At 70.6% G+C, this 24,923-nt stretch carries 25 protein-coding genes; 16 read left to right on the top strand and 9 right to left on the bottom strand.

The genetic code is table 11. The features are described 5' to 3' along the window. Window positions 1–232 precede the first annotated feature (232 nt). Entirely contained in the window at window positions 233–1,885 is a 1,653-nt protein-coding gene (gene pgi, locus ACFWZH_RS37380) for a glucose-6-phosphate isomerase (RefSeq protein ID WP_384442239.1), read from the top strand. Window positions 1,886–1,972: 87 nt separating this feature from the next. Here pgi and pgl read toward each other — a convergent pair whose 3' ends face one another. The 5 genes from pgl to tkt are packed head-to-tail and all read right to left on the bottom strand — an operon-like array spanning window position 1,973 to window position 8,653. Beyond that, window positions 1,973–2,779, bottom strand: a complete 807-nt coding sequence (gene pgl / locus ACFWZH_RS37375; RefSeq protein WP_384442236.1) for a 6-phosphogluconolactonase — start codon at window positions 2,777–2,779, stop codon at window positions 1,973–1,975. Next, complete coding sequence (opcA, locus tag ACFWZH_RS37370) at window positions 2,776–3,819, bottom strand: glucose-6-phosphate dehydrogenase assembly protein OpcA (protein WP_384442233.1); 1,044 nt, start codon at window positions 3,817–3,819, stop codon at window positions 2,776–2,778. The genes pgl and opcA overlap by 4 nt, the downstream gene beginning before the upstream one ends. Next, complete coding sequence (zwf, locus tag ACFWZH_RS37365) at window positions 3,816–5,348, bottom strand: glucose-6-phosphate dehydrogenase (protein WP_384442230.1); 1,533 nt, start codon at window positions 5,346–5,348, stop codon at window positions 3,816–3,818. The genes opcA and zwf overlap by 4 nt, the downstream gene beginning before the upstream one ends. Window positions 5,349–5,354: 6 nt before the next feature. After that, the gene (gene tal / locus ACFWZH_RS37360) at window positions 5,355–6,497 is read right to left on the bottom strand and encodes a transaldolase (protein WP_384442227.1); all 1,143 of its coding nucleotides are present in this window, start codon (window positions 6,495–6,497) and stop codon (window positions 5,355–5,357) included. A 35-nt stretch (window positions 6,498–6,532) separates the two neighbouring features. After that, entirely contained in the window at window positions 6,533–8,653 is a 2,121-nt protein-coding gene (gene tkt, locus ACFWZH_RS37355; protein WP_384442224.1) for a transketolase, read from the bottom strand. Between the two features lie 487 nt (window positions 8,654–9,140). Between tkt and ACFWZH_RS37350 the strand changes: the two genes are divergently transcribed. The 3 genes from ACFWZH_RS37350 to ACFWZH_RS37340 all read left to right on the top strand — a co-directional run bounded on the left by ACFWZH_RS37350 (window position 9,141) and on the right by ACFWZH_RS37340 (window position 11,707). Next, entirely contained in the window at window positions 9,141–10,124 is a 984-nt protein-coding gene (locus ACFWZH_RS37350) for a heme o synthase (RefSeq protein WP_384442221.1), read from the top strand. Between the two features lie 15 nt (window positions 10,125–10,139). Beyond that, window positions 10,140–10,514: a hypothetical protein gene (locus ACFWZH_RS37345; RefSeq protein ID WP_384442218.1), complete on the top strand. Its 375-nt coding sequence runs from the start codon at window positions 10,140–10,142 to the stop codon at window positions 10,512–10,514. Between the two features lie 128 nt (window positions 10,515–10,642). After that, window positions 10,643–11,707 (top strand): amidohydrolase, encoded by a 1,065-nt coding sequence (locus tag ACFWZH_RS37340; protein ID WP_384442215.1) that lies wholly within the window; start codon window positions 10,643–10,645, stop codon window positions 11,705–11,707. Here the strand turns inward: ACFWZH_RS37340 and ACFWZH_RS37335 are convergent. The 3 genes from ACFWZH_RS37335 to ACFWZH_RS37325 all read right to left on the bottom strand — a co-directional run bounded on the left by ACFWZH_RS37335 (window position 11,680) and on the right by ACFWZH_RS37325 (window position 14,558). Continuing rightward, window positions 11,680–12,684: a heme A synthase gene (locus ACFWZH_RS37335; RefSeq protein WP_384442212.1), complete on the bottom strand. Its 1,005-nt coding sequence runs from the start codon at window positions 12,682–12,684 to the stop codon at window positions 11,680–11,682. The genes ACFWZH_RS37340 and ACFWZH_RS37335 overlap by 28 nt on opposite strands. Window positions 12,685–12,810: 126 nt before the next feature. Then, the gene (locus ACFWZH_RS37330; RefSeq protein WP_384442209.1) at window positions 12,811–13,599 is read right to left on the bottom strand and encodes an ABC transporter permease; all 789 of its coding nucleotides are present in this window, start codon (window positions 13,597–13,599) and stop codon (window positions 12,811–12,813) included. Beyond that, window positions 13,596–14,558 carry an ABC transporter ATP-binding protein gene (locus ACFWZH_RS37325; RefSeq protein ID WP_384442206.1) on the bottom strand — a complete coding sequence of 321 codons (963 nt, stop codon included), beginning with the start codon at window positions 14,556–14,558 and terminating at the stop codon, window positions 13,596–13,598. The genes ACFWZH_RS37330 and ACFWZH_RS37325 overlap by 4 nt, the downstream gene beginning before the upstream one ends. Before the next feature lie 357 nt (window positions 14,559–14,915). On the opposite strand from ACFWZH_RS37325, the gene ACFWZH_RS37320 reads away from it, so the two are divergent. The 8 genes from ACFWZH_RS37320 to ACFWZH_RS37285 are packed head-to-tail and all read left to right on the top strand — an operon-like array spanning window position 14,916 to window position 21,589. Further along, window positions 14,916–15,761: a helix-turn-helix transcriptional regulator gene (locus ACFWZH_RS37320; RefSeq protein ID WP_384442203.1), complete on the top strand. Its 846-nt coding sequence runs from the start codon at window positions 14,916–14,918 to the stop codon at window positions 15,759–15,761. Beyond that, window positions 15,758–17,179 (top strand): Fe-S cluster assembly protein SufB, encoded by a 1,422-nt coding sequence (gene sufB / locus ACFWZH_RS37315; protein ID WP_384442200.1) that lies wholly within the window; start codon window positions 15,758–15,760, stop codon window positions 17,177–17,179. The genes ACFWZH_RS37320 and sufB overlap by 4 nt, the downstream gene beginning before the upstream one ends. A 59-nt stretch (window positions 17,180–17,238) precedes the next feature. Beyond that, a complete protein-coding gene (sufD, locus tag ACFWZH_RS37310; protein ID WP_384442197.1) occupies window positions 17,239–18,423 on the top strand; it encodes a Fe-S cluster assembly protein SufD in 1,185 nt (394 codons plus the stop codon). After that, on the top strand, window positions 18,420–18,737 hold the full coding sequence (locus tag ACFWZH_RS37305) for a non-heme iron oxygenase ferredoxin subunit (protein WP_362916621.1): 318 nt from the start codon (window positions 18,420–18,422) through the stop codon (window positions 18,735–18,737). The genes sufD and ACFWZH_RS37305 overlap by 4 nt, the downstream gene beginning before the upstream one ends. A 7-nt stretch (window positions 18,738–18,744) precedes the next feature. Continuing rightward, window positions 18,745–19,509, top strand: a complete 765-nt coding sequence (gene sufC / locus ACFWZH_RS37300; RefSeq protein ID WP_384442194.1) for a Fe-S cluster assembly ATPase SufC — start codon at window positions 18,745–18,747, stop codon at window positions 19,507–19,509. Further along, window positions 19,506–20,762, top strand: a complete 1,257-nt coding sequence (locus tag ACFWZH_RS37295) for a cysteine desulfurase (RefSeq protein WP_384442191.1) — start codon at window positions 19,506–19,508, stop codon at window positions 20,760–20,762. The genes sufC and ACFWZH_RS37295 overlap by 4 nt, the downstream gene beginning before the upstream one ends. 36 nt (window positions 20,763–20,798) lie before the next feature. Next, window positions 20,799–21,257 carry a Fe-S cluster assembly sulfur transfer protein SufU gene (gene sufU / locus ACFWZH_RS37290; RefSeq protein WP_384442188.1) on the top strand — a complete coding sequence of 153 codons (459 nt, stop codon included), beginning with the start codon at window positions 20,799–20,801 and terminating at the stop codon, window positions 21,255–21,257. Beyond that, entirely contained in the window at window positions 21,254–21,589 is a 336-nt protein-coding gene (locus ACFWZH_RS37285) for a metal-sulfur cluster assembly factor (RefSeq protein WP_384442185.1), read from the top strand. The genes sufU and ACFWZH_RS37285 overlap by 4 nt, the downstream gene beginning before the upstream one ends. A gap of 90 nt (window positions 21,590–21,679) precedes the next feature. Here the strand turns inward: ACFWZH_RS37285 and ACFWZH_RS37280 are convergent, their stop codons facing one another. Beyond that, on the bottom strand, window positions 21,680–22,162 hold the full coding sequence (locus ACFWZH_RS37280; RefSeq protein ID WP_384442182.1) for a MarR family winged helix-turn-helix transcriptional regulator: 483 nt from the start codon (window positions 22,160–22,162) through the stop codon (window positions 21,680–21,682). A 134-nt stretch (window positions 22,163–22,296) separates the two neighbouring features. On the opposite strand from ACFWZH_RS37280, the gene ACFWZH_RS37275 reads away from it, so the two are divergent. From ACFWZH_RS37275 to dapD, 4 genes are all read left to right on the top strand, one after another. Further along, complete coding sequence (locus ACFWZH_RS37275) at window positions 22,297–22,752, top strand: SgcJ/EcaC family oxidoreductase (RefSeq protein ID WP_384442179.1); 456 nt, start codon at window positions 22,297–22,299, stop codon at window positions 22,750–22,752. 47 nt (window positions 22,753–22,799) lie between these two features. Next, window positions 22,800–23,120 (top strand): DMT family transporter, encoded by a 321-nt coding sequence (locus ACFWZH_RS37270; RefSeq protein WP_384442176.1) that lies wholly within the window; start codon window positions 22,800–22,802, stop codon window positions 23,118–23,120. Beyond that, window positions 23,120–23,659: a TetR/AcrR family transcriptional regulator gene (locus ACFWZH_RS37265; protein WP_384442173.1), complete on the top strand. Its 540-nt coding sequence runs from the start codon at window positions 23,120–23,122 to the stop codon at window positions 23,657–23,659. The genes ACFWZH_RS37270 and ACFWZH_RS37265 overlap by 1 nt, the downstream gene beginning before the upstream one ends. Window positions 23,660–23,787: 128 nt before the next feature. Further along, window positions 23,788–24,798 (top strand): 2,3,4,5-tetrahydropyridine-2,6-dicarboxylate N-succinyltransferase, encoded by a 1,011-nt coding sequence (dapD, locus tag ACFWZH_RS37260; RefSeq protein WP_384442170.1) that lies wholly within the window; start codon window positions 23,788–23,790, stop codon window positions 24,796–24,798. Window positions 24,799–24,923: the final 125 nt, after the last annotated feature.

Genomic DNA, 24,923 nt, shown 5'->3' with positions numbered 1-24,923 from the left:
GGACACGCCCTCCGGCCGGGCCGGCCGCGTCTGTGAGGGCCCAACTCCCCGGCGCCGTCGGCCGTCGCCGCCACCCGTTCTTCAGACCCCCGACAGCGTCCTGTCGGACGGCGGACAGATACCTTCCCCCACTCTCGGCTTCGCTCGAGCGGGAGATGCCCCCATCGCGCGCTGATCAATTAGGTTGGGGGGTGGCGGGGCCGCTACGAGAAGAAGAAGGCTGATGTCCGAGATGAACGCAGAAGGCCGCAGCAGGCTCGACCAGACGCCTGAGTGGACCGCGTTGAGCAAGCACCGCGAGCAGCTGGGGGAGGTGCATCTGCGCGAGCTGTTCGAGCGGGATCCCGCGCGCGCCGAGCGCTACACCCTCCAGGTCGGCGATCTGCACCTGGACTACTCCAAGCACCTGGTCACCGACGAGACCCTGCGACTGCTGCGGGAACTGGCCGCGGCGCGGGGCGTGGCCGGTCTGCGGGACGCGATGTTCCGCGGCGACAAGATCAACATCACCGAGCGGCGCTCCGTGCTGCACACCGCGCTGCGCGCGCCGGGCTCGGCGGTCATCAAGAGCGACGGCGAGAACGTCGTTCCCGCGGTGCAGTCCGTCCTGACGAAGATGGGCACCTTCTCCGACCGGGTCCGCTCGGGCGACTGGAAGGGCCACACCGGCAAGCGCATCAAGACCGTCGTCAACATCGGCATCGGCGGCTCGGACCTGGGCCCGGCGATGGCGTACGAGGCGCTGCGCGCCTACACCCACCGGGACATGCAGTTCCGCTTCGTCTCCAATGTGGACGGTGCCGATCTGCACGAGGCGGTGCGCGATCTGGACCCCGCCGAGACGCTGTTCATCATCGCCTCGAAGACCTTCACCACCATCGAGACGATCACGAACGCCACCTCGGCCCGCGACTGGCTGCTGACCGGCCTGCGGGCCGGCGGGGAGGCCGTCGCCAAGCACTTCGTGGCGCTGTCGACCAACGCCGAGAAGGTGGCGGAGTTCGGCATCAACACGGACAACATGTTCGAGTTCTGGGACTGGGTCGGCGGCCGCTACTCCTACGACTCCGCGATCGGTCTGTCGCTGATGATCGCCATCGGCAAGGAGCGGTTCCGCGAGATGCTGGCGGGCTTCCACCTCGTCGACGAGCACTTCGCCGCCGCCCCGCCGGAGGAGAACGCCCCGCTGCTGCTGGGCCTGCTCGGCATCTGGTACGGCAACTTCTTCGACGCCCAGTCGCATGCGGTGCTGCCCTACAGCCACTACCTGTCCAAGTTCACCGCCTATCTGCAGCAGCTGGACATGGAGTCCAACGGCAAGTCCGTGGACCGCGAGGGCAATCGGGTCGGCTGGCAGACCGGCCCCGTCGTCTGGGGTACGCCCGGCACGAACGGCCAGCACGCCTACTACCAGCTGCTCCACCAGGGCACGAAGATGATCCCGGCGGACTTCATCGGCTTCGCGCAGCCCGTCGAGGACCTCCTGCCGGGCCTGGTCGCCCAGCACGACCTGCTGATGGCCAACCTCTTCGCGCAGGGCCAGGCGCTGGCGTTCGGCAAGACGCCGGACGAGGTGCGCGCCGAGGGCGTGGCCGAGGAACTGGTGCCGCACAAGACCTTCCAGGGCAACCGCCCCACCACCACGATCCTGGCCAAGGAGCTCAGCCCGTCCGTGCTGGGCCAGCTGATCGCGCTCTACGAGCACAAGGTGTTCGTGCAGGGCGCGGTCTGGAACATCGACTCCTTCGACCAGTGGGGCGTGGAGCTCGGCAAGGTCCTCGCCAAGCGGGTCGAGCCGGCCCTGACCGAGGGCGCCGAGGTGCCGGGCCTGGACGCCTCGACGGCCGGCCTGGTCGCCAAGTACCGCGAGCTGCGCGGCCGTTGAGCAGCCTTTTGGCTCCATTGATGGTTGCTGGATGAGTAAGGGCCCCACACCTGAAGGTGTGGGGCCCTTACCGGCGGGAGATGCCTCTCAGGCCGAGGCCGGCGGGTAGAGCCCGCGCGGCAGCCGGGTGGCCGCCGCCTCGTCCAGGAGCCACAGGGTCCGGCTGCGGCCCCGGGCGCCGGCCGCCGGGGCCTGGACCTCACCGGCGCCGGAGAGCGCCATGGCCACGGCGTTGGCCTTGTCCTCGCCGGCCGCCAGCAGCCAGACCTCCCGCGCCGTGCGGATCGCGGGCAGGGTGAGCGAGACACGGGTGGGCGGCGGCTTCGGCGCGCCGTGCACACCGACCACCGTCCGCTCCGTCTCCCGTACGCCCGGCAGTTCGGGGAAGAGCGAGGCGACATGGGTGTCCGGGCCGACGCCCAGCAGCAGGACGTCGAAGGTCGGTACCGGGCCGCCCCCGGCGCCGGCCGGCGGCGAGGCGGTCTCATGGGCCGCCGTGGCGGCGAGTTCGGCCGCGTACGCCTCGGCGGCGGCGTCGGCGTCGTTGCCGTACGGGCCGTCGGACGCGGGCATCGGGTGCACCCGGGCCGGGTCCAGCGGGACGCTGTCCAGCAGCACCTCGCGGGCCTGGGTGTGGTTGCGCTCGGGATCGCCGTCCGGCAGCAACCGCTCGTCCCCCCACCACAGATGGAGCCGCGACCAGTCCACCGCGTCCCGGGCGGGCGCCTCGGCGAGGGCCGCGAGCAGCCCGTTGCCGTTGCGCCCACCGGTCAGGACCACGGAGGCGAAGCCGCGGGTGGCCTGGGCGTCCACGATCTTCGTGATCAGCCGGGCCGCCGCGGCCTTGGCCATCAGCTCCTTGTCGCGGTGGACGACGACCTGCGGAGCACTCACTTGGCGGCCGCCTTCTTGGCGGGCTTGGCGGTCGCCTTCTTCGCCGCCGGCTTGTCCGCGGCGGCCTCGCCGGCGTCCGGCTCCGGGTCCCCGGCCGCGGGCTGCCCGTCCGACGCGTCACCGAGCCGGTCCACACCGAACTTCAGCGCGCCGGCGTAGATGTCGTCCGGGTCGAGCCGGCGCAGCTCCTCGGCGAGCAGCTCGGAGGTCTCCCGCCGCTTGAGCGCCACCGCGCGGTCCGGCTGGTTGCGCATGGAGAGCGTGGCCAGCGAGCCGTCCGGGCGGTCCAGCACGATCGATCCGGCGCTGGACTCCATGCGTACGGCCGTGAGGCCGGGGCCGGCCGACACCTTGCGGGTGACCGGGACGTTCAGCCTGCTGGCCAGCCACATGGCGAGCAGCTCGCAGCTGGGGTTGAACTCCTCGCCCTCGACCTCGGCCGAGGTGACCGTGCACGGGGCCTGGTCGAGCGCCGCCGCCAGCATCGAGCGCCACGGGGTGATACGGGTCCAGGACAGGTCCGTGTCGCCGGGGGTGTACGTCTCCGCGCGAGCGGTCAGCTCCCGTACGGGCTGCTCGGCGGCGTAGGCGTCGGTGACCCGGCGCTGGGCCAGCGCACCGAGCGGGTCCTTGGCGGGGTCGAGCGGGGCGTTGACCGCCCACCAGACCACGACCGGGGCGTCCGGCAGCAGCAGCGGCAGCACCACGGACTGGGCGTGGTCGATCGCCTCGCCGTAGAGCCGCAGTATCACCGTCTCGCCGGTGCCGGCGTCCGTGCCGACCCGCACCTCGGCGTCCAGGCGGGCCTTGGCCCGGTCGCGCGGCGACCGGCTGACCCGCTTGATGACGACGAGGGTGCGCGAGGGGTGCTCACGGGACGCCTCGTTGGCCGCCTTGAGGGCGTCGTAGGCGTTCTCCTCGTCGGTGACGATGACGAGGGTGAGCACCATGCCGATGGCAGGGGTGCCGACCGCGCGACGGCCCTCGACCAACGCCTTGTTGATCTTGCTGGCCGTGGTTTCCGTCAGATCGATCTTCATGGCCGACGCCAGCTCCGTCCGTCTCGTGCGAGCATTTCGTCTGCCTCGATGGGGCCCCAGGTGCCCGCCGGGTACTGCGCGGGCTTGCCGTGCTTGTCCCAGTACGTCTCGATCGGGTCGAGGATGCGCCAGGACTGCTCGACCTCCTCCAGCCGCGGGAAGAGGTTGGCGTCACCCAGCAGCACATCGAGGATCAGCCGTTCGTAGGCCTCCGGGCTGGACTCCGTGAAGGACTCGCCGTACGCGAAGTCCATCGACACGTCCCGCACCTCCATCGAGGTGCCCGGAACCTTGGAGCCGAACCGCACGGTCACGCCCTCGTCCGGCTGCACCCGGATGACCAGGGCGTTCTGCCCCAGCTCCTCGGTGGCGGTGTGGTCGAAGGGGGAGTGCGGAGCGCGCTGGAAGACCACCGCGATCTCGGTGACCCGGCGGCCCAGCCGCTTGCCGGTGCGCAGGTAGAAGGGGACGCCCGCCCAGCGGCGGTTGTCGATCGACAGCTTGATCGCGGCGTAGGTGTCGGTCTTCGACTTGGGGTCGATGCCCTCTTCCTGGAGGTAGCCGACGGCCTTCTCGCCGCCCTGCCAGCCCGCCGCGTACTGTGCGCGCACGGTCTCCTTGCCGAGGTCCTTGGGCAGCCGGACGGCGCCCAGCACCTTGGTCTTCTCCGCGACCAGCGCGTCCGCGTCGAAGGAGGCGGGCTCCTCCATCGCGGTCAGCGCGAGCAGCTGCAGGAGGTGGTTCTGGATGACGTCGCGGGCCGCGCCGATGCCGTCGTAGTAGCCGGCCCGGCCGCCGATGCCGATGTCCTCGGCCATCGTGATCTGGACGTGGTCGACATAGCCGCGGTTCCACAGCGGCTCGAACATCGTGTTGGCGAACCGCAGCGCCAGGATGTTCTGGACCGTCTCCTTGCCCAGGTAGTGGTCGATCCGGAAGACCTCGTTGGGCGGGAAGACCTCGTGGACGATCCGGTTGAGCTCCTGAGCGCTCTCCAGGTCGTGGCCGAAGGGCTTCTCGATGACGGCGCGGCGCCAGGAGTCCTCCTTCTGGTCGGCCAGCCCGTGCTTCTTGAGCTGCTGGACGACCTTGGGGAAGAACTTCGGCGGCACGGACAGGTAGAAGGCGAAGTTGCCGCCGGTGCCCTGCGCCTTGTCGAGCTCCTCGATGGTCTCCTTGAGCGTCTCGAAGGCCTCGTCGTCGTCGAAGTTGCCCTGGACGAAGCGGCAGCCCTGGACCAGCTGCTGCCAGACCTCCTCGCGGAACGGCGTACGCGCGTGCTGCTTGACCGCCTCGTACACCTCCTGCGCGAAGTCCTCGTTCTCCCACTCGCGGCGGGCGAACCCGATGAGCGAGAAACCCGGCGGGAGCAGTCCGCGGTTGGCCAGGTCGTAGACGGCAGGCATCAGCTTCTTACGGGACAAATCGCCCGTGACGCCGAAGATGACCAGGCCCGACGGCCCCGCGATACGCGGGAGCCGTCGGTCCGCGGCGTCACGAAGCGGGTTGGCTCCGTGTGAACCAGACAAGGGAGATCAGCCCTCCGAGGGAGCGAGGCGCTTGAGCTCCGCCTCAGTGGACTTGAGCAGGTCGTTCCAGGACGCCTCGAACTTCTCCACGCCCTCGTCCTCCAGGAGCTGCACGACGTCGTCGTAGCTGATCCCGAGCTGCGCGATCGCGTCGAGGTCGGCCTTGGCGGCCCCGTAGGCGCCGCGCACGGTGTCGCCGGTGATCTCACCGCGGGCCGCGGTGGCCTCCAGCGTGGCCTCCGGCATGGTGTTGACCGTGCCGGGGGCGACCAGCTCGTCGACGTACAAGGTGACCTTGTAATCGGGGTCCTTGACGCCGGTCGAGGCCCACAGCGGTCGCTGCTTGTTGGCGCCGGCCTTGTCCAGGGCGGCCCAGCGGTCCGAGGACTGTGTCGAGTCGTCGGCAGAGCCGAACACCTCCTCGTACGCCTGGTAGGCCAGGCGGGCGTTGGCCAGCGCGGCCTTGCCCTTGAGCGCCTTGGCCTCCTGCGTGCCCAGCTTCTCCAGGCGCTTGTCGATCTCGCTGTCCACACGGGACACGAAGAACGACGCCACCGAGCGGATCAGGGACAGGTCCAGCCCCGCGGCCTTGGCCTTCTCCAGACCGGCCAGGTAGGCGTCCATCACCTCGCGGTAGCGCTCCAGCGAGAAGATCAGCGTGACGTTGACGCTGATGCCGAGGCCGATGACCTCGGTGATCGCCGGCAGGCCCGCCTTGGTGGCCGGGATCTTGATCAGCGTGTTCGGGCGGTCCACCAGCCACGCCAGCTGCTTGGCCTCGGCGATCGTCGGCACGGTCTTGTGCGCCAGGCGCGGGTCGACCTCGATGGAGACCCGGCCGTCCTGGCCGCCGGTGGCGTCGAAGACCGGCCGCAGGATGTCGGCGGCGTCCCGGACGTCCGCCGTCGTGATCATGCGGATGGCCTCGTCGACGGTGACCTTACGGGCGGCGAGGTCCTTGACCTGCTGCTCGTAGCCGTCACCCGAGGAGATCGCCTTCTGGAAGATCGACGGGTTCGTCGTGACACCGACGACGTGCTGCTGGTCGATCAGCTCGGCGAGGTTGCCGGACGTGATGCGCTTGCGCGACAGGTCGTCCAGCCAGATGGCGACGCCTTCGTCGGAGAGCCGCTTGAGTGCGTCTGTCATGGGTTCTTGCATCTCCTACTGGTTGTGTACGGGCGTCAGCGCGCGGCGGCTTCGAGCTCCGCGGCCGAGGCCAGGGAGTCGCGCGCGGCGGCGGCGACCGCGTCGGCGGTGAAGCCGAACTCGCGGAAGAGGACCTTGCCGTCGGCCGAGGCGCCGAAGTGCTCCAGCGACACGATGCGTCCGGCGTCACCGACGAAGCGGTGCCAGGTCAGACCGATGCCGGCTTCGACGGCGACACGGGCCTTGACGGACGGCGGCAGCACGCTGGCGCGGTAGGCCTGGTCCTGCTGGTCGAACCACTCCACCGACGGCATCGACACCACGCGGGTGGGCACGCCCTCGGCCTGCAGCTGCTCGCGCGCCTCGACGGCGAGCTGCACCTCGGAGCCGGTGCCGATCAGCACGACCTGCGGCGCGGCGCTCTGCCCGTCGGGGCCGGCGGCCTCGAACAGGACGTAACCGCCCTTGGCGGCGTCCTCGTTGGCCGGGTACGTCGGCACGCCCTGGCGGGTCAGCGCGAGGCCGTGCGGGGCGCCCACGCCGAACTCCTTGGTGTGGCGCTTGAGGATCTCGCGCCAGGCGATGGCGGTCTCGTTGGCGTCGGCCGGGCGGACGATGTTCAGCCCCGGGATGGCGCGCAGCGAGGCCAGGTGCTCGATCGGCTGGTGCGTCGGGCCGTCCTCGCCCAGACCGATGGAGTCGTGCGTCCACACGTACGTCACCGGCAGGTGCATCAGGGCCGACAGCCGGACGGCGTTGCGCATGTAGTCGGAGAACACCAGGAAGGTGCCGCCGTAGATGCGGGTGTTGCCGTGCAGCGCGATGCCGTTCATCTCCGCGGCCATGGAGTGCTCGCGGATGCCGAAGTGGATCGTGCGGCCGTAGGGGTCGGCCTCCGGCAGCGGGTTGTCCGCCGGGAGGAACGAGGAGGTCTTGTCGATCGTGGTGTTGTTCGAGCCGGCCAGGTCGGCCGAGCCGCCCCACAGCTCCGGGATCACCGCGCCGAGCGCGTGCAGCACCTTGCCGGACGCGGCACGGGTGGCGACGGACTTGCCGGTCTCGAACGCCGGGAGGTGGTCCTCCCAGCCCTCGGGCAGCTCGCCCGCGGCGATCCGGTCGAACTCCGCGGCGCGCTCCGGGTTGGCGGTGCGCCAGGCGGCGAAGGACTTCTCCCACTCCTTCTTGGCGTCGCGGCCGCGGTCGAGGGCGGCGCGGGTGTGCGCGAGCACCTCGTCGGAGACCTCGAAGTGCTGCTCGGGGTCGAAGCCCAGGACGCGCTTGGTGGCCGCGACCTCCTCCTCGCCCAGCGCCGAGCCGTGCGCGGCCTCGGTGTTCTGGGCGTTGGGGGCCGGCCAGGCGATGATCGAGCGGGCCGCGATGAACGACGGGCGCCCGGTCTCGGCCTTGGCGGCCTCGAGGGCCCTGGCCAGACCCGCGGGGTCCAGGTCGCCGTTGGGCAGCTGCTCGACGCGCTGGACGTGCCAGCCGTAGGCCTCGTAGCGCTTGAGGGTGTCCTCGGAGACCGCGGTCTCGGTGTCGCCCTCGATGGAGATGTGGTTGTCGTCCCACAGCAGGACGAGGTTGCCGAGCTTCTGGTGGCCCGCCATGGAGGAGGCCTCGGCGGCGATGCCCTCCTGGAGGCAGCCGTCACCGGCGATGGCGTAGATGGTGTGGTCGAACGGAGAGGTGCCCGCAGCCGCCTCGGGGTCGAACAGACCGCGCTCGTAGCGGGCCGCCATCGCCATGCCGACGGCGTTGGCGACACCCTGGCCCAGCGGGCCGGTGGTGGTCTCCACGCCGGTGGTGTGGCCGTACTCCGGGTGGCCGGGGGTCTTCGAGCCCCAGGTGCGGAAGGCCTTGAGGTCGTCCAGCTCCAGGCCGTAGCCGGCGAGGTAGAGCTGGATGTAGAGGGTCAGGCTGGAGTGCCCCGCGGAGAGGACGAACCGGTCGCGGCCGGTCCAGTTCGCGTCCGCCGGGTCGTGCCGCATGAGCTTCTGGAACAGCACATAGGCGGCCGGCGCCAGGCTCATGGCCGTACCCGGATGGCCGTTACCGACCTTCTGCACGGAATCCATGGCCAGAACGCGGACGGTGTCCACCGCCCGCTGGTCCAGTTCGGTCCACTCGAAATCTGTGGTGGTCGGCTTGGTGCTCACCCTGAGTCAGGGCTCCTCTCCACATGTCGAATGCCGCGGACGGTATGCCCGCCAGGCGGTGTCGAGCCTACCCCCGTGAGTGCGTGCGCCTTTTCGACGCTCAGTCGGTGTTTTCGACGCTCAGTCGGTGCTCACTCGGCGCCCTGGACGCTCAATCGGCGGGGGGTGGGCCCGCGGTGCTCGTTGCTTAGGGCAACCACGTCAGGGCCCTCGGCATTCCCGGCCCGGATCCGGCAGCCATACGACCAGAGTGCCGGGCACCCGTCGCCTTCGCCTCCCGAACATCGGGCGAACACCCGGGAAAACCCGCCGGCCCCGCCCCGCGGTCCCGGCGCCAACACGACCGACCCCCGCGAAGATCGCTGTATGGCCAACGTCTAAAGTGGCGTGGTACGCGCAAGCTTTGCCGGGTTTACACGGCCGGAAGGGCTTGCATGCCTTATCTCTTCCGCGGCGGGAGCCGCTGATGTTACTTCCAGGGGTGTGCGTGACGGCCGTCGAATCCCGTCCTGCGGGTGGGGGTGCCTCCCCTGCCGTTCAGGCCATGGAGGAGCTCTCCCAGAGCCCCGGGGGCCCAGATCACCGCCCGACCGGTGCCCGTGTCAAGGCGTTCGTGGCACTCACCAAGCCGCGCGTCATCGAGCTGCTGCTGATGACGACGATCCCGGTGATGTTCCTGGCGGCCGGCGGCGTCCCCGACCTGTGGCTGGTGCTGGCGACCTGTGTCGGCGGATACCTCTCCGCCGGCGGCGCGGCCGCCTTCAACATGTACATCGACCGCGACATCGACGCGCTGATGGACCGCACCTCGCAGCGGCCGCTGGTCACCGGCATGGTCTCGCCGCGCGAGTGCCTGGTCTTCGCGTCCGTCCTCGCGGTCGGCTCCACCGCCTGGTTCTGGTTCCTCGTCAACCCGCTGTCGGCGATGCTGTCGCTCGGGGCGCTGCTTTTCTACGTGGTCGTCTACACGATGATCCTCAAGCGGCGCACCTCGCAGAACATCGTCTGGGGCGGCATCGCGGGCTGTATGCCGGTCTTCATCGGCTGGTCCGCGGTGACCGACTCGGTCTCCTGGGCGGCGCTGGTCCTCTTCCTCGTCATCTTCTTCTGGACGCCGCCGCACTACTGGCCGCTGTCGATGAAGGCCAAGGACGACTACGAGCGGGTCGGCGTGCCGATGCTGCCGGTCATCGCCGGCAACAAGGCCGTGGCCCGGCAGATCGTCGCCTACAGCTGGGTGATGGTCGCCGTCTCGCTGCTGCTGCAGCCGCTGGGCTACACCGGCTGGTTCTACACCGCGGTCGCGCTGGCCTGCGGCGCCTTCTGGCTCAAGGAGGCGCACGCCCTGCAATCCCGCGCCAAGGCCGGGATCACGGGTGCCAAGCTCAAGGAGATGCGGCTGTTCCACTGGTCCATCACCTATGTCTCCCTGCTGTTCGTCGCCGTCGCTGTGGATCCCTTCCTTCGCTGATTACCGGCGGGTAGCATGCTGTCCATGGCAGACACCCAGCAGGCGGACGAGCAGCCCGCGGCGGCCACCGGCGAGGCCGGCAGGACCGACAAGCGCACGGCGAAGCTCGCCCAGCAGATCCGCGCCTTCGCCCAGTCGCACGGCGGCACCGCTGAGGGCCAGCTCGCGCACATCGGCCGCGGCCGCACCCGGATCGCCCTCGTCGGGGCCAACGGCGAGTGGGGAAACCTCGTCGCGGACAGCTTCGACTCCGCCAAGGAGGCCGCGGCCAAGGCCGGCGTCGCCCTCCAGGACGACTTCGACGGCGAGCTGGCCGCCAAGGTCCGCACCGGCCCCTACGAGTGGTCCCGGATGGCGGGCATCCAGGTGGGCGGCCCGGCCAACCCCTGACGGCCCGTAGGGCGGCGCAGGGGCGCACGCCACAAGCGGAGCCCGCTACCTCACCACCTCCTCCTCCGTTAAGCCCACCGGGCACGGCGCTTCGGCCGGCCCTGTGGGCTTTCGGCGAGGAGGAGCGGATGGACGGCCGTCCCTTCCTGGTGGATCAGCCACCGCTCATCGACGGGTACAGCCACGGCGCGGTGCACGGCGAGCTGGGCATCGGCTCCTTCGAGACCCACCTGGCGGCCGCGGTCGGCGCGCACGGTCCGGCACCGGCCGGCACCAGCTACTTCGACAGCCTCATCGGCCTGGCGATACGCCGCTGGTGCCCTCCGCTGCTCGGCCTGGAGCCGCACTGTCCGCCGGCCCGCTATCTGGCCCGCAGACGCGAGGTGGGCGCCTACAAAGCCGGCCGGATGCTGCTGCGGGGCTCCGGCATCGGCACGTTCCTGCTGGAGGCCGGCACCCCCAGCGAGCTGACCTCGGCCACCGAGATCGCCACCGCCGCCGAGGCCCGCGCCCACGAGGTGGTGCGGCTGGAGCCGCTCGCCGAGCAGATCGCCGACACCTCCGGCAGCGTCGACTCCTTCATCGGCTACACCGCCGAGGCCCTCTACGCGGCGGCCCAGCACGCCACCGCCTTCGCCTCCGGGGCCACCTACTGCGACGGCAGCGCTCCCGAGGCCGGTGAGGTGCGCCGCGCCGCGGACCGCTGGCTGCGCGCCCGCCGCCCCGGCGACCGGCTCGCCGAGCCCGCGCTCGTACGCCATCTGTTGTGGAGCGCGGTGGCCACCGGCCTGCCCGTACAGCTCCACGGTCCCGATCCGCGCCCCCTGGCGGCCTTCCTGCGGGCCACCGCCGGCATCGGCTCGGATCTCGTCCTGCTCCCCGCGGCCCCGCACCACCGCCGCGCCGCGCAGCTCGCCGCCGCCCACGCCCATGTCTACGCCGACGCCGGCCCCCGCCCCGAGGAGACCCTGCCGCAGGCGCCGTTCGGCAAGCTGCTGTTCTCCTCGGGAGCCCGCGGGCTGCCCGAGCTGTATGTGACCGGCGCCCGGTTCTTCGTCCGCGCCATGGAGCGCCTGGTACGGGAGTGGACCCTGGAGGGGCTGTGCGGCCCCGAGGACGGCCGGCGCATCACGGAGATGGTCGCGTCCGGGACCGCGCGCCGCGTCTACCGGCTGGGTGCGGAGACCACCTGAGCGTCGAGCGCCTCGTGCTCCTCCGAGGGAGCGGGCGCTTCGGGGTTGTCCTCCTGGAGCGGACCGCGGTCGCGCAGCGACAGGAAGACCCGCAGCACACAGATCCACACCAGCGCCGAGCCCAGCATGTGGAGCCCGATGACGATCTCGGGCAGGCCCAGGAAGTACTGGACGTAGCCGATGACGCCCTGCGCGCCGAGGCAGGCGAACAGCTCCAGGACCGTCCGGCGCGGGGCGGCCGGGGCCTTGACGGCGCGCAGGGTGAACCACAGCGCCACGGACAGGCCGACGACGATGTAGACGAAGTCGACGTGCAGCTGGGTGATCTCCTGCCAGTCCAGCGGGATGCGGTGGACCTTCTTGGCGTCGCCCGCGTGCGGGCCGGCGCCGGTGACGGCCGAGCCGACGACGGTGAGCACGGCGGTCGCTGCCACCAGCAGCCAGGTCAGCTGCCGCACCGGGCGGGCGACCAAGTCGCGCGGCTCCTCGTCGCCCTCGCCCGCCCGCTTCCAGCTCAGCACGGCGACGGTGAGCAGCCCCGTGGCCGCAAGGAAGTGCGAGCTGACGATGTAGGGGTTCAGGCCGGTCAGGACCGTGACGCCGCCGATGACGGCGTTGAGCATGACGATCCAGAACTGGGCCCAGCCGAGCCGGGTGAGCGAGCGGCGCCGGGGGTGACGGGCGCGGGCGGCGATGATGAACATCCCCACGAACGCGCACAGCACATACGTCAGCATCCGGTTGCCGAACTCGATGAGGCCGTTGATGCCCATCGCGGCGGTCGGCGTCAGGCTCTCCGGGGTGCACTTGGGCCAGGTCGAGCAGCCCAGCCCGGACTGGGAGAGCCGGACGGCGCCGCCCGTGACGACGATGATCACGGCCATCACGACGGTCGCCAGCGCGGCCCGTCGTACGAAGGCCGCGGACGGCTGCCAGCGGCGGGCGATCAGCTCAAGGGGATTCAGCGTGTTCGGCACGGAAGACATCGTAGGCGGCGGCTTGTGCAAGTTTTCACGAGGGGGTCCGGGGAGTCGGGCTCCCCGGGGAAGGCGCCGTACGAGGGGCCCGGGGTGGGAGAGTCGTCCCTCCCCCGGACCTGGTGACTACTCCCAGCGGAAGAACCGCGCCGCCGCGCCCAGTCCGAGCACCGCCCAGGCGGCGAGGATCCCGAGGTCGGCCCAGGGCACTCCGGCGCCGTGCTGGAGCACCTCGCGCAGCCCGTCCGACAGCGCGGAGATCGGCAGCAGCCCGAGCGCCGACTGGGCGGCGTCCGGGAACTTCTCCAGCGGGACGATCACCCCGCCGCCGACGAGCAGCAGGAGGAAGACGAGGTTGGCGGCGGCGAGGGTCGCCTCGGCCTTCAGGGTTCCGGCCATCAGCAGACCCAGCCCGGAGAACGCCGCCGTACCGAGCACCAGGAGGAGCACGACGGCGAGCGGGTTGCCCCGGGGGGACCAGCCCAGCGCGAAGGCGATGACGGTCAGCAGCACGATCTGCAGGACCTCGGTGACCAGCACCGAGCAGGTCTTGGCGGCCATCAGCGCCCAGCGGGGGAGCGGGGAGGCGGCCAGCCGCTTGAGGACGCCGTAGCGGCGCTCGAAGCCGGTGGCGATGGCCTGCCCGGTGAACGCGGTGGACAGCACGGCGAGGGCGAGGACGCCCGGCGCGAGGAAGTCCACCGCCTTGCCGGCCCCCGTGTCGACGATGTCGACGGCGGAGAACAGCACCAGCAGCAGCGTCGGGATGACCACGGTCAGCAGCAGCTGCTCACCGTTGCGCAGCAGCATCCTGGTCTCCAGGGCGGCCTGCGCGCGGATCATCCGGGGCAGCGGCGCCGCCCCGGGGCGCGGGGTGAACGTGCCGGTGGCGGTACCGGCCTCGGTGGCGGTCATGCGCGCAGCTCCTTACCGGTGAGCTCCAGGAAGACGTCCTCCAGGGTGTGCCGCTCGACGGCTATCGCGTCCGGCATCACCCCGTTCTGTGCGCACCACGAGGCGACCGTGGCCAGCAGCTGCGGGTCGATCTTGCCGTGCACGCGGTACGAACCGGCGGTCGGCTCGGTGGCGACGCTGTCCGCGGGCAGCGCCTTGAGCAGCGAGGCGAGGTCCAGCCCCGGCCGCCCGGTGAAGCGCAGGCTGTTCTCCGCGCCGCCGCGGCACAGCTCCTCCGGGCTGCCCTGGGCGATGACCCGGCCGCCGTCGATGATCGCGACATCGTCGGCGAGCTGCTCGGCCTCGTCCATGAAGTGGGTGGTCAGTACGGTGCTCACGCCGTCGGTGCGCAGCTCCCGTACGAGGTCCCAGGTCGCCCGGCGGGCCTGCGGGTCGAGGCCGGCCGTCGGCTCGTCGAGGAAGACCAGCTCGGGGCGGCCGACCACGGCCATCGCCAGCGCGAGGCGCTGCTGCTGGCCGCCGGACAGCCGCCGGTAGGGCGTCCGGCCGCAGGAGCCCAGGCCGAGGCGCTCGATGAGCGTGCCGACGTCGAGGGGGTGGGCGTGCAGGGTGGCGGTGTGCCGCAGCATCTCCTCGGCGCGGGCGCCGGCGTAGACGCCGCCGGACTGCAGCATCACACCGATCCGGGGCCGCAGCGCCGCCGCGTCGGCGACCGGGTCCAGGCCCAGGACGCGGACCTGGCCGGCGTCCGGGCGGCGGTAGCCCTCGCAGGTCTCGACGGTGGTGGTCTTGCCGGCGCCGTTGGGGCCGAGGACGGCGGTGACCTCGCCGCGGGCGACGGTCAGGTCGAGCCCGTCCACGGCGGTCTTGGTCCCGTATCGCTTGACCAGGCCGACGATCTCGACGGCAGGCTCTCGGCCGGGGGTCCGGGGGGCGCCCCCCGGGGAGCTGCTGCGCATGCCGGGAAGTCTACGAAGACGGACGGGGTGGCCGGTAACGGGGGTTTGGCGTCCAGGGGGCGTGGGGTCGGGCGTCATGTGGGGCGCCCGGGGTCCGACGGGCGCAGGGGGCCGAGGGGGCCGAGGGGGCCGCGGTGGGCCCGGGGTGGTCAATCCGGCGGTGTGCGGTGCCATGATTTTCGGCCCCGTGTCGGCCATGATCACGCCAGCCGCGACAGGGGCGCGCCGCCGCAGGTCGGAGCCCCTTCGAGGCCCCCGGAGGGGACTTGAATTAGGTAAGCCTAAGTGATAGAGGCCACCAGTCCATGGTGTGGACGAGGCTTGAACCGGTTTGACGAATTACGCAACAATGGCGTTGTGAAATACGCGAGCGAGGATCGGCGGGAGCCCGTGGTCGACCAGACCACCGGGCCCGATGCCTCCGCGCACGGCCGCACCGAGCAGCCGAGAGCGACCGCTCCGGCGCCGCACGACGAACAGCAGGGCACCCGCAACAGGGTCGCCCGCTCCATTCTCGACCACGGTCCGTCCACCGCGGCCGAGCTGGCGCTGCGCCTGGAGCTGACCCAGGCCGCGGTCCGCCGTCATCTGGACGCGCTGGTCGCCGAGGGCGTGGTCGAGCCCCGCGAGAAGCGGGTCTACGGCACGCGTGGCCGCGGCCGCCCGGCCAAGGCCTTCGCCCTCACCGACTGCGGACGCGACGCCTTCGACCAGGCCTACGACCAGCTCGCCTCCGACGCGCTGCGCTGGATCGCGCAGAGCGCGGGCGGCGGCGAGAAGGGCGAGGCGGCGGTCGCCGCGTTCGCCCGCGCGCGGCTCGCCGCGCAGGCCGAGGGCTACCGCGAGGCGGTCGAGAGCGCCGAGCCGGAGGCCCGCACCGAGGCCCTTGCGAAGGCGTTGACCGCGGACGGGTACGCTGCTACGGCGCGCAGCGCCCCCAATCCCCAGCTCGGTGAACAGCTCTGCCAGCACCACTGCCCGGTCGCACACGTCGCCGAGCAGTACCCGCAGCTGTGCGAGGCGGAGACCGAGGTCTTCTCCCGTTTGCTCGGGACCCACGTACAGCGTCTTGCCACCATCGCCCACGGTGACGGGGTGTGCACGACCTTCGTCCCGAAGGCCGGTGCCGGCAAGCCCGCTCACAGCACCACCACAAAGACCACCACAGCATCTGCAAGCACGGCCGGGAGGAACCCCGCATGACGCTCCCCACGGAGACTGCTCACCCTGAGCTCGAGGGCCTGGGCAAGTACGAATACGGCTGGGCCGACTCCGACGCGGCCGGCGCCTCGGCGAAGCGCGGTCTTTCCGAGGACGTCGTCCGCGACATCTCGGCGAAGAAGAACGAGCCGGAGTGGATGCTCAAGCTCCGCCTCAAGGGCCTGCGCCTGTTCGACAAGAAGCCCATGCCCAACTGGGGCTCGGACCTGTCGGGCATCGACTTCGACAACATCAAGTACTTCGTCCGCTCCACCGAGCAGCAGGCCGCCTCCTGGGAGGACCTGCCCGAGGACATCAAGAACACCTACGACAAGCTCGGCATCCCGGAGGCGGAGAAGCAGCGCCTGGTCGCCGGTGTCGCGGCCCAGTACGAGTCCGAGGTCGTCTACCACCAGATCCGTGAGGACCTGGAGGCGCAGGGCGTCATCTTCCTGGACACCGACACCGCGCTCAAGGAGCACCCGGAGCTCTTCCAGGAGTACTTCGGCACGGTCATCCCCGTCGGTGACAACAAGTTCGCGTCGCTGAACACCGCGGTGTGGTCCGGCGGCTCGTTCATCTACGTCCCCAAGGGTGTCCACGTCGACATCCCGCTGCAGGCCTACTTCCGGATCAACACCGAGAACATGGGCCAGTTCGAGCGGACGCTGATCATCGTCGACGAGGACGCCTACGTGCACTACGTCGAGGGCTGCACGGCGCCGATCTACAAGTCGGACTCGCTGCACTCCGCGGTCGTCGAGATCATCGTCAAGAAGGGCGGCCGCTGCCGCTACACGACCATCCAGAACTGGTCGAACAACGTCTACAACCTGGTCACCAAGCGCGCCGTCGCCTACGAGGGCGCGACCATGGAGTGGGTCGACGGCAACCTCGGCTCCAAGGTGACGATGAAGTACCCGGCGGTCTACCTGATGGGCGAGCACGCCAAGGGCGAGACCCTGTCCATCGCCTTCGCGGGCGAGGGCCAGCACCAGGACGCCGGTTCCAAGATGGTCCACATGGCGCCGAACACCTCCTCCAACATCGTCTCCAAGTCGGTGGCGCGAGGCGGCGGCCGCACCTCCTACCGAGGTCTGGTCGAGATCGGCGAGGGCGCCGCGGGCTCCAAGTCCAACGTGCTGTGTGACGCCCTGCTGGTGGACACCATCTCCCGCTCGGACACCTACCCCTACGTCGACGTCCGCGAGGACGACGTGTCCATGGGCCACGAGGCGACCGTCTCCAAGGTCAGCGAGGACCAGCTCTTCTACCTGATGGCGCGTGGCCTGTCCGAGGACGAGGCCATGGCGATGATCGTGCGCGGCTTCGTCGAGCCGATCGCGCGTGAGCTGCCGATGGAGTACGCGCTGGAGCTGAACCGGCTGATCGAGCTGCAGATGGAAGGCGCGGTCGGCTGACGCCCGGCCCCCAGCAGCGACTGACTCCCTGAACGCAGAAAGCGAGCACTACGACAGCCATGGCTGAGGCTCAGAACATCCCGGCGGGTTCCACGACCACCGGCTCCATCGCGGTGGCCGCGGAGTCCACCGTCGCCACCCGGATGAGCGCCCCGCCGTCCTACGACGTGGCGGACTTCCCGGTGCCGCACGGCCGCGAGGAGGAGTGGCGCTTCACGCCCCTCGCGCGCCTCAAGGGCCTGCACGACGGCAGCGCGACGGCCGGCGGCCCCGACCTGAAGATCGACATCACCGCGCCCGAGGGCGTCACCCACGAGCTGGTCGACCGCGCCGACCCGCGGGTCGGCAGGGCCGGCAAGCCCGTGGACCGGGTCGCCGCCCAGGCGTACAGCTCGTTCGAGAAGGCGTCGGTGGTCACGGTCCCCAAGGAGACCCAGCTCACCGAGCCGATCCGGATCGCCGTCCACGGCGAGGGCGGTACGGCCTTCGGCCACCAGGTCATCGAGCTCGGCGCGTTCGCCGAGGCGGTCGTGGTCATCGACCACACCGGTGACGCGGTGCTCGCCGCCAACGTCGACTACCTCCTCGGCGACGGCGCCAAGCTGACCGTCGTCTCCGTCCAGGACTGGGACGGCCACGCCGTCCACGTCGGGCAGCACAACGCCCTGGTCGGCCGGGACGCCACCTTCAAGTCCGTGGCCGTCACCTTCGGCGGCGACCTCGTCCGCCTCCACCCGCGCGTCACCTACGCGGGCCCCGGCGGCGAGGCCGAGTTCTACGGCCTGTACTTCACCGAGCAGGGCCAGCACCACGAGCACCGGCTCTTCGTCGACCACGAGGTGCCCAACTGCCGCTCCAACGTGGTCTACAAGGGCGCGCTGCAGGGCGAGGACGCCCACGCCGTCTGGATCGGCGACGTGCTGATCCAGGCCTCGGCGACCGGCACGGACACCTACGAGCTCAACCGCAACCTCGTCCTCACGGACGGCGCGCGGGTCGACTCGGTGCCCAACCTGGAGATCGAGACCGGTGAGATCGTCGGCGCCGGACACGCCTCGGCGACCGGCCGCTTCGACGACGAGCAGCTGTTCTACCTGATGGCCCGCGGCATCCCGGCCGACGAGGCCCGCCGGCTGGTCGTGCGCGGCTTCTTCGCCGAGCTGGTCCAGCAGATCGGCCTCCCGGACGTCGAGGAGCGCCTGATGAGCAAGATCGAGGCCGAGCTGGAAGCGTCCGCGGTATGAGCTACGTACGCGCAGCGGCGCTCAGCGAGCTGGAGGAGGACACCCCCAAGCGGGTGGAGCTCGACGGCGTCCCCGTCTCGCTGGTCCGCACCGAGGGCGAGGTGTTCGCGATCAACGACATCTGCTCGCATGCGAACGTCTCCCTCTCGGAGGGCGAGGTCGAGGACTGCTCGATCGAGTGCTGGCTGCACGGTTCGAGCTTCGACCTGCGCACCGGCAAGCCGAACGGCCTTCCCGCGACGCGCCCCGTCCCCGTATACCCCGTAAAGATCGAAGGGGACGACGTGCTCGTCTCCGTCACCCAGGAGTCCTGAGTCACCCATGGCAACGCTTGAGATCCACGACCTGCACGTCTCCGTCGAGGCCGAGAACGGCCCGCGCGAGATCCTGAAGGGCGTCGACCTGACCGTGAAGCAGGGCGAGACGCACGCCATCATGGGCCCCAACGGCTCCGGCAAGTCGACCCTCGCCTACTCCCTCGCGGGTCACCCCAAGTACACGATCACCGGCGGCACCGTCACCCTCGACGGCGAGGACGTCCTGGAGATGTCCGTCGACGAGCGCGCCCGCGCCGGCGTCTTCCTCGCCATGCAGTACCCGGTCGAGGTCCCCGGTGTCTCGGTCTCCAACTTCCTGCGCACCTCCGCCACCGCGATCCGCGGCGAGGCCCCCAAGCTGCGGCTGTGGGTCAAGGAGGTCAAGGAAGCCATGGAGCGCCTCCAGATGGACCCCTCGTTCGCCGAGCGCAACGTCAACGAGGGCTTCTCCGGTGGTGAGAAGAAGCGGCACGAGATCCTCCAGCTGGAGCTGCTCAAGCCGGCCATCGCGATCCTCGACGAGACCGACTCCGGTCTGGACGTCGACGCGCTGCGGATCGTCTCCGAGGGCGTCAACCGCGTCCGCGAGACGGGCGAGGTGGGCACCCTGCTCATCACGCACTACACGCGGATTCTCCGCTACATCAAGCCCGACCACGTCCACGTCTTCGCCAACGGCCGGATCGCCGAGTCCGGCGGCCCGGAGCTGGCGGACAAGCTGGAGGCCGAGGGCTACGAGGCATATGTGAAGGGTGGCGCAACCGCGTGACACAGCTGCCGGGCCTCCTCGACACAGAGGCGATCCGTAAGGACTTCCCCATCCTGGACCGTCAGGTCCATGACGGGAAGAAGATCGTTTACCTGGACAACGCGGCGACCTCCCAGAAGCCGCGCCAGGTCCTCGACGCCCTCAACGCCTACTACGAACGCCACAACGCCAACGTCCACCGCGGCGTGCATGTGCTCGCGGAGGAGGCCACGGCGCTGTACGAAGGCGCCCGTGACAAGGTGGCGGCCTTCATCAACGCGCCGAGCCGCAACGAGGTGATCTTCACCAAGAACGCCTCGGAGTCGCTCAACCTCGTCGCGAACATGCTCGGCTGGGCCGAAGAGCCCTACCGGGTGGACCGCGAGACCGAGATCGTCATCACGGAGATGGAGCACCACTCCAACATCGTCCCGTGGCAGCTGCTCGCGCAGCGCACCGGCGCGAAGCTGAAGTGGTTCGGCATCACCGACGACGGCCGCCTGGACCTGTCCAACATCGAAGAGATCATCACCGAGAAGACGAAGATCGTCTCCTTCACGCTGGTCTCCAACATCATGGGCACCATCAACCCGGTCGAGACGATCATCCGCCGGGCCCAGGAGGTCGGTGCGCTGGTCTGCATCGACGCCTCGCAGGCCGCCCCGCACATGCTGCTGGACGTGCAGGCGCTGCAGGCCGACTTCGTGGCCTTCACCGGCCACAAGATGTGCGGCCCGACCGGTATCGGCGTCCTGTGGGGCCGCCAGGAGCTGCTGGAGGACCTCCCGCCGTTCCTCGGTGGCGGCGAGATGATCGAGACGGTGTCCATGCACTCCTCGACCTACGCGCCCGCGCCGCACAAGTTCGAGGCCGGTACGCCCCCGGTCGCCCAGGCCGTCGGCCTCGGCGCGGCCGTGGACTACCTCACCTCGATCGGTATGGACAAGATCGCCGCGCATGAGCACGCGATCACCGAGTACGCGGTCAAGCGGCTGCTGGAGGTCCCCGACCTGCGCATCATCGGCCCGAGCACGGCCGAGGAGCGCGGCGCGGCGATCTCCTTCACCCTTGGCGACATCCATCCGCACGATGTCGGCCAGGTGCTGGACGAACAGGGCATCGCGGTCCGGGTGGGCCACCACTGCGCCCGTCCGGTCTGCCTGCGCTTCGGAATTCCTGCGACCACGCGAGCGTCGTTCTATCTGTACTCCACGCCGGCCGAGGTCGACGCCCTGGTCGAGGGTCTGGAGCACGTCCGCAACTTTTTCGGTTAACCAAGCACAGCGGATGAGGACGGGACTGACTGAGCCGTGAAGCTGGATTCCATGTACCAGGACGTCATCCTGGACCACTACAAGCACCCCCATGGGCGCGGTCTTCGGGACGGCGACGCCGAGGTGCACCACGTCAACCCCACGTGCGGTGACGAGATCACGCTGCGCGTGCGGCTCGACGGCGCGACGATCGAGGACGTGTCCTACGAGGGGCAGGGCTGCTCCATCAGCCAGGCCAGCGCGTCGGTGCTCAACGACCTCCTGGTCGGCAAGGAGCTGGGCGAGGCACAGCGGATCCAGGAGACGTTCCTGGAGCTGATGCAGTCCAAGGGGCAGGTCGAGCCGGACGACGCGATGGAGGAGGTGCTGGAGGACGCGGTGGCGTTCGCCGGCGTCTCCAAGTACCCGGCACGCGTGAAGTGCGCGCTGCTGAGCTGGATGGCCTGGAAGGACGCCACGGCCAAGGCCCTCTCCGAGGAGGCGAAGACCGCATGACCGAGAGCCCGACCACCACCAAGCCGGCTTCCGAGGAAGAGGTCCGCGAGGCCCTCTACGACGTCGTCGACCCCGAGCTGGGCATCGATGTCGTCAACCTCGGGCTGATCTACGGCATCCACATCGACGACGCCAACATCGCCACCATCGACATGACGCTGACCTCCGCGGCCTGCCCGCTGACCGACGTCATCGAGGACCAGGCGAAGTCCGCCACGGACGGCATCGTCAGCGAGCTGAAGATCAACTGGGTCTGGATGCCCCCGTGGGGCCCGGACAAGATCACCGACGACGGTCGCGAGCAGCTCCGCGCGCTCGGCTTCAACGTCTGATCTTTCCCTTGCGCAAGGCCCCGGCTCGACGCCGGGGCCTTGTCGCGTTCAGCGGCGCGCCGCGGCCCGGAGGTCGTGGCGGCGGGCCGGTCATCCGGCGCCGGGCGCCGGCAGCCCCTTGGTCTCGGCCGTGGCGTCCCGCAGCGCCGGCGCCGCCGCCGCGAAGTAGCGGAAGAGCACCCGCAGCTCGTCCTCGCTGAAGGCCCTGAACACCTCGGCCATCCGCCGGCGCGCGGGCCCGAAGGCCGCCTCGTCCTCCTCCGGCGGGATCGGCAGCGGCTCGACCAGGACCCGCCGCCGGTCCTCGGGGTCGGCGGTCCGCCGCGCCCGCCCGGCGCGCACCAGGCGGTCGACGAGCCGGGTGGTGGCGCTCTGCGAGAGCCCGATCCGTTCGGCCAGCGCGCCGGCGGTGAGGGGCCCGGCGAGGTCGAGCGCGTGCAGCGCGTACAGATCGGTGGGGTGCTGGCCGAGCGCATCCGCGGCCGCCTGGCCGTGCAGCACGGTGGCGGTGACATAGCTGCGGTAGCTGTCGGCGTGCTGCCGCAGCAGGGCGTCGCGCTGCTCGTCGGACATCTCACTCACCTTCCGGGGTGGCACCCCTGGGACCGTTTTCGGGGGCCGCCCCCTTGCCATATATTTGCACACCTGCATATATTGCATGCGTGCATGCAAATGAATCGGGAAGTCGAGACCCGTCAGGGGGAGTCATGGATGCAGCGGTCCACGAGCGCGATGCGGCGGCCGTACGGGAGCGCTTCGAGGCGCACCGCCTTGCCTGGGGCGACGCCGACGGATACGGCCGTTCGTTCACGGAGGGCGCGGACTACCTCACCTACTACGGCGGCAGGCTGGTCGGTCGCACGGGCGTCGTCGAGGGCCACCGGGGCCTCTTCGCGGGCGTGCTGAAGGGCTCCCGCCTCTGGGCGGAGATCACCGACCTGGAATTCCTCGCACCGGACGTCGCCCTCCTGCATGCCCGGGGCGCGGTCCTCAAGGGCAGGCGGACCCGCCCCGGACGTCGTGCGCTCTCCGTGCAGACGTACGTCATGACCCGCGACCCGGAGGGCGGATGGCTGATCCGGGCGTTCCAGAACACCCGCTACCGGCCCCGCGTCGAGGCGCTGGCGGGCGCCCTGGCCCGGCTGGCGTCCAAGGCGGGCTGAGTCCGCGATATGTACGACCGTACGCAACGTTGTGTACGCTCGTACGCATGGCCTATGTGACGCTCGCCTGCGCGATCGTGTCCGAGATCGTGGCGACCACCTCGATGAAGTACAGCGACGGCTTCAGCAGGCTGTGGCCGTCGCTGGGGACCGCGCTCGGCTATCTGCTGGCGTTCGCCCTGCTCGCTCAGACGCTGAAGTCCATGAGCGTCGGGACCGCGTACGCCATCTGGTCCGGCGCCGGGACGGCCGTGATCGCAGCGATCGGGATGGTGTTCCTGGGCGAGAGCACCAGCGCGCTCAAGATCCTCGGGGTGCTCCTGGTCATCGCCGGGGTCGTGGTGCTCAACCTCGACGGGGCGCACTGATGCCCCGGCGCTACGACCCCGGCCGCCGGCAGCGGATCATCGACGCGGCGATCGCGGTGGTCGGCGAACGGGGGATCGCCGGGCTCAGCCACCGCGCGGTGGCCGCCGCGGCGGATGTGCCGCTGGGCTCGACGACCTACCACTTCGCGACCCTCGACGACCTGCTGATCGCCGCGCTGCGGCAGGTCAACGGCGCGTGGCTGGCCGACTACGCGCGCTGGGTCGACGGGATCGACCTGACGGCGCCGCTCGCCGACGAGGTGACCGCGCTGGTCGAGCGCACGCTCGCGGGGGACCGCTCGCGGGTGGAGCTGGAGTACGAGCTGTATCTGGCGGCGCTGCGGCATCCGGCGGTACGGCCGATCGCCGCCGAGTGCCTGGACGAGATGGTGGCTCTGCTCGGACGGCGGATCGCCGATGAGCGCACCGCGCGGGCCGTGGTGGCGTTCACCGACGGGCTGCTGCTGCAGCACCTGCTGACCGGCCAGCCCTTCGAACCGGCCGCGGTACGGGCCGGATTGGCCGGAGTGCTGGGCTGAGGCGGCGGCCGGGGGCGCAGCCGAGCGGCTTGTGCGGCCCTACGAACGCCGTTGTGCGACCGTACGGCACGGGCCCGATCGCTGAGACCGGTTCGCCTCCGCGGGCGCCCTGCGGTTAGGTTTCGAACATGACCGATGCTGCTTCCTCCCGTACCGCCCGTACCACCGGCGCCGTCGCCGCCGGGCTCGCCACCGTCGCCTCCGACGGCACCGTTCTCGACACCTGGTTCCCGGCACCCGAGCTGGTCGCCGTGACCGCCGAGGGCCCCGGCCCGGCCGGCACCGAGCGCCTCGACGACGAGCGCGCCACCGAACTGCTGGGTGCCGCCGCCCTCAAGGCGATCGGTCCCGACCCGGTCCGCGATGTCGAGGTCGTCGCCGTCCGTACGGTCATCGCCTCCCTCGACGACAAGCCGCTGGACGCGCACGACGCCTACCTGCGCCTGCACCTGCTCAGCCACCGGCTGGTCAAGCCGCACGGGCAGAACCTGGAGGGCATCTTCGGCCTGTTGGCGAACGTCGCCTGGACCTCGCTGGGTCCGGTGGCCGTCGACCAGCTGGAGACGGTGCGGCTCAACGCCCGCGCCGACGGCCAGCATCTGCAGGTCACCAGCGTCGACAAGTTCCCGCGGATGACCGACTACGTCGCGCCCACCGGGGTGCGGATCGCGGACGCCGACCGGGTGCGCCTGGGCGCGCACCTCGCGGCCGGTACCACCGTCATGCACGAGGGCTTCGTCAACTTCAACGCCGGCACCCTGGGCACCTCCATGATCGAGGGCCGGATCAGCGCGGGCGTGGTCATCGGCGACGGCACCGACATCGGCGGCGGCGCCTCGACCATGGGCACCCTGTCCGGCGGCGGCAAGCAGATCATCTCGATCGGCGAGCGCTGCCTGCTCGGCGCCGAGTCGGGCATCGGCATCGCGCTGGGCGACGAGTGCGTCGTCGAGGCGGGCCTGTACGTGACCGCGGGCACCCGCGTCACCATGCCCGACGGCCAGATCGTCAAGGCCCTGGAGCTCTCCGGCGGCGACAACATCCTCTTCCGCCGCAACTCCACCACCGGTGCGGTCGAGGCCCGGCCGAACAAGGCGGTCTGGGGCGGACTCAACGAGATCCTGCACAGCCACAACTGACGGCTGCGCGAGGTCGGCACCGGGCGGGGGGGGGGGGGGGGGGCCCCCCCGCCGCCCCCCCCGGGCGCCCGCGGGGGGGGGGGGTTTAAAAAAAAAACACACCCCCACCCCCCGAAACAAAAGAG

This window comes from Streptomyces sp. NPDC059008 (genome assembly GCF_042749045.1).
In the GTDB taxonomy this organism is placed as follows: Bacteria; Actinomycetota; Actinomycetes; order Streptomycetales; family Streptomycetaceae; genus Streptomyces.
Note: the sequence above shows the minus strand (reverse complement) of the source record. Positions and strands in the feature narration are given on the sequence as shown.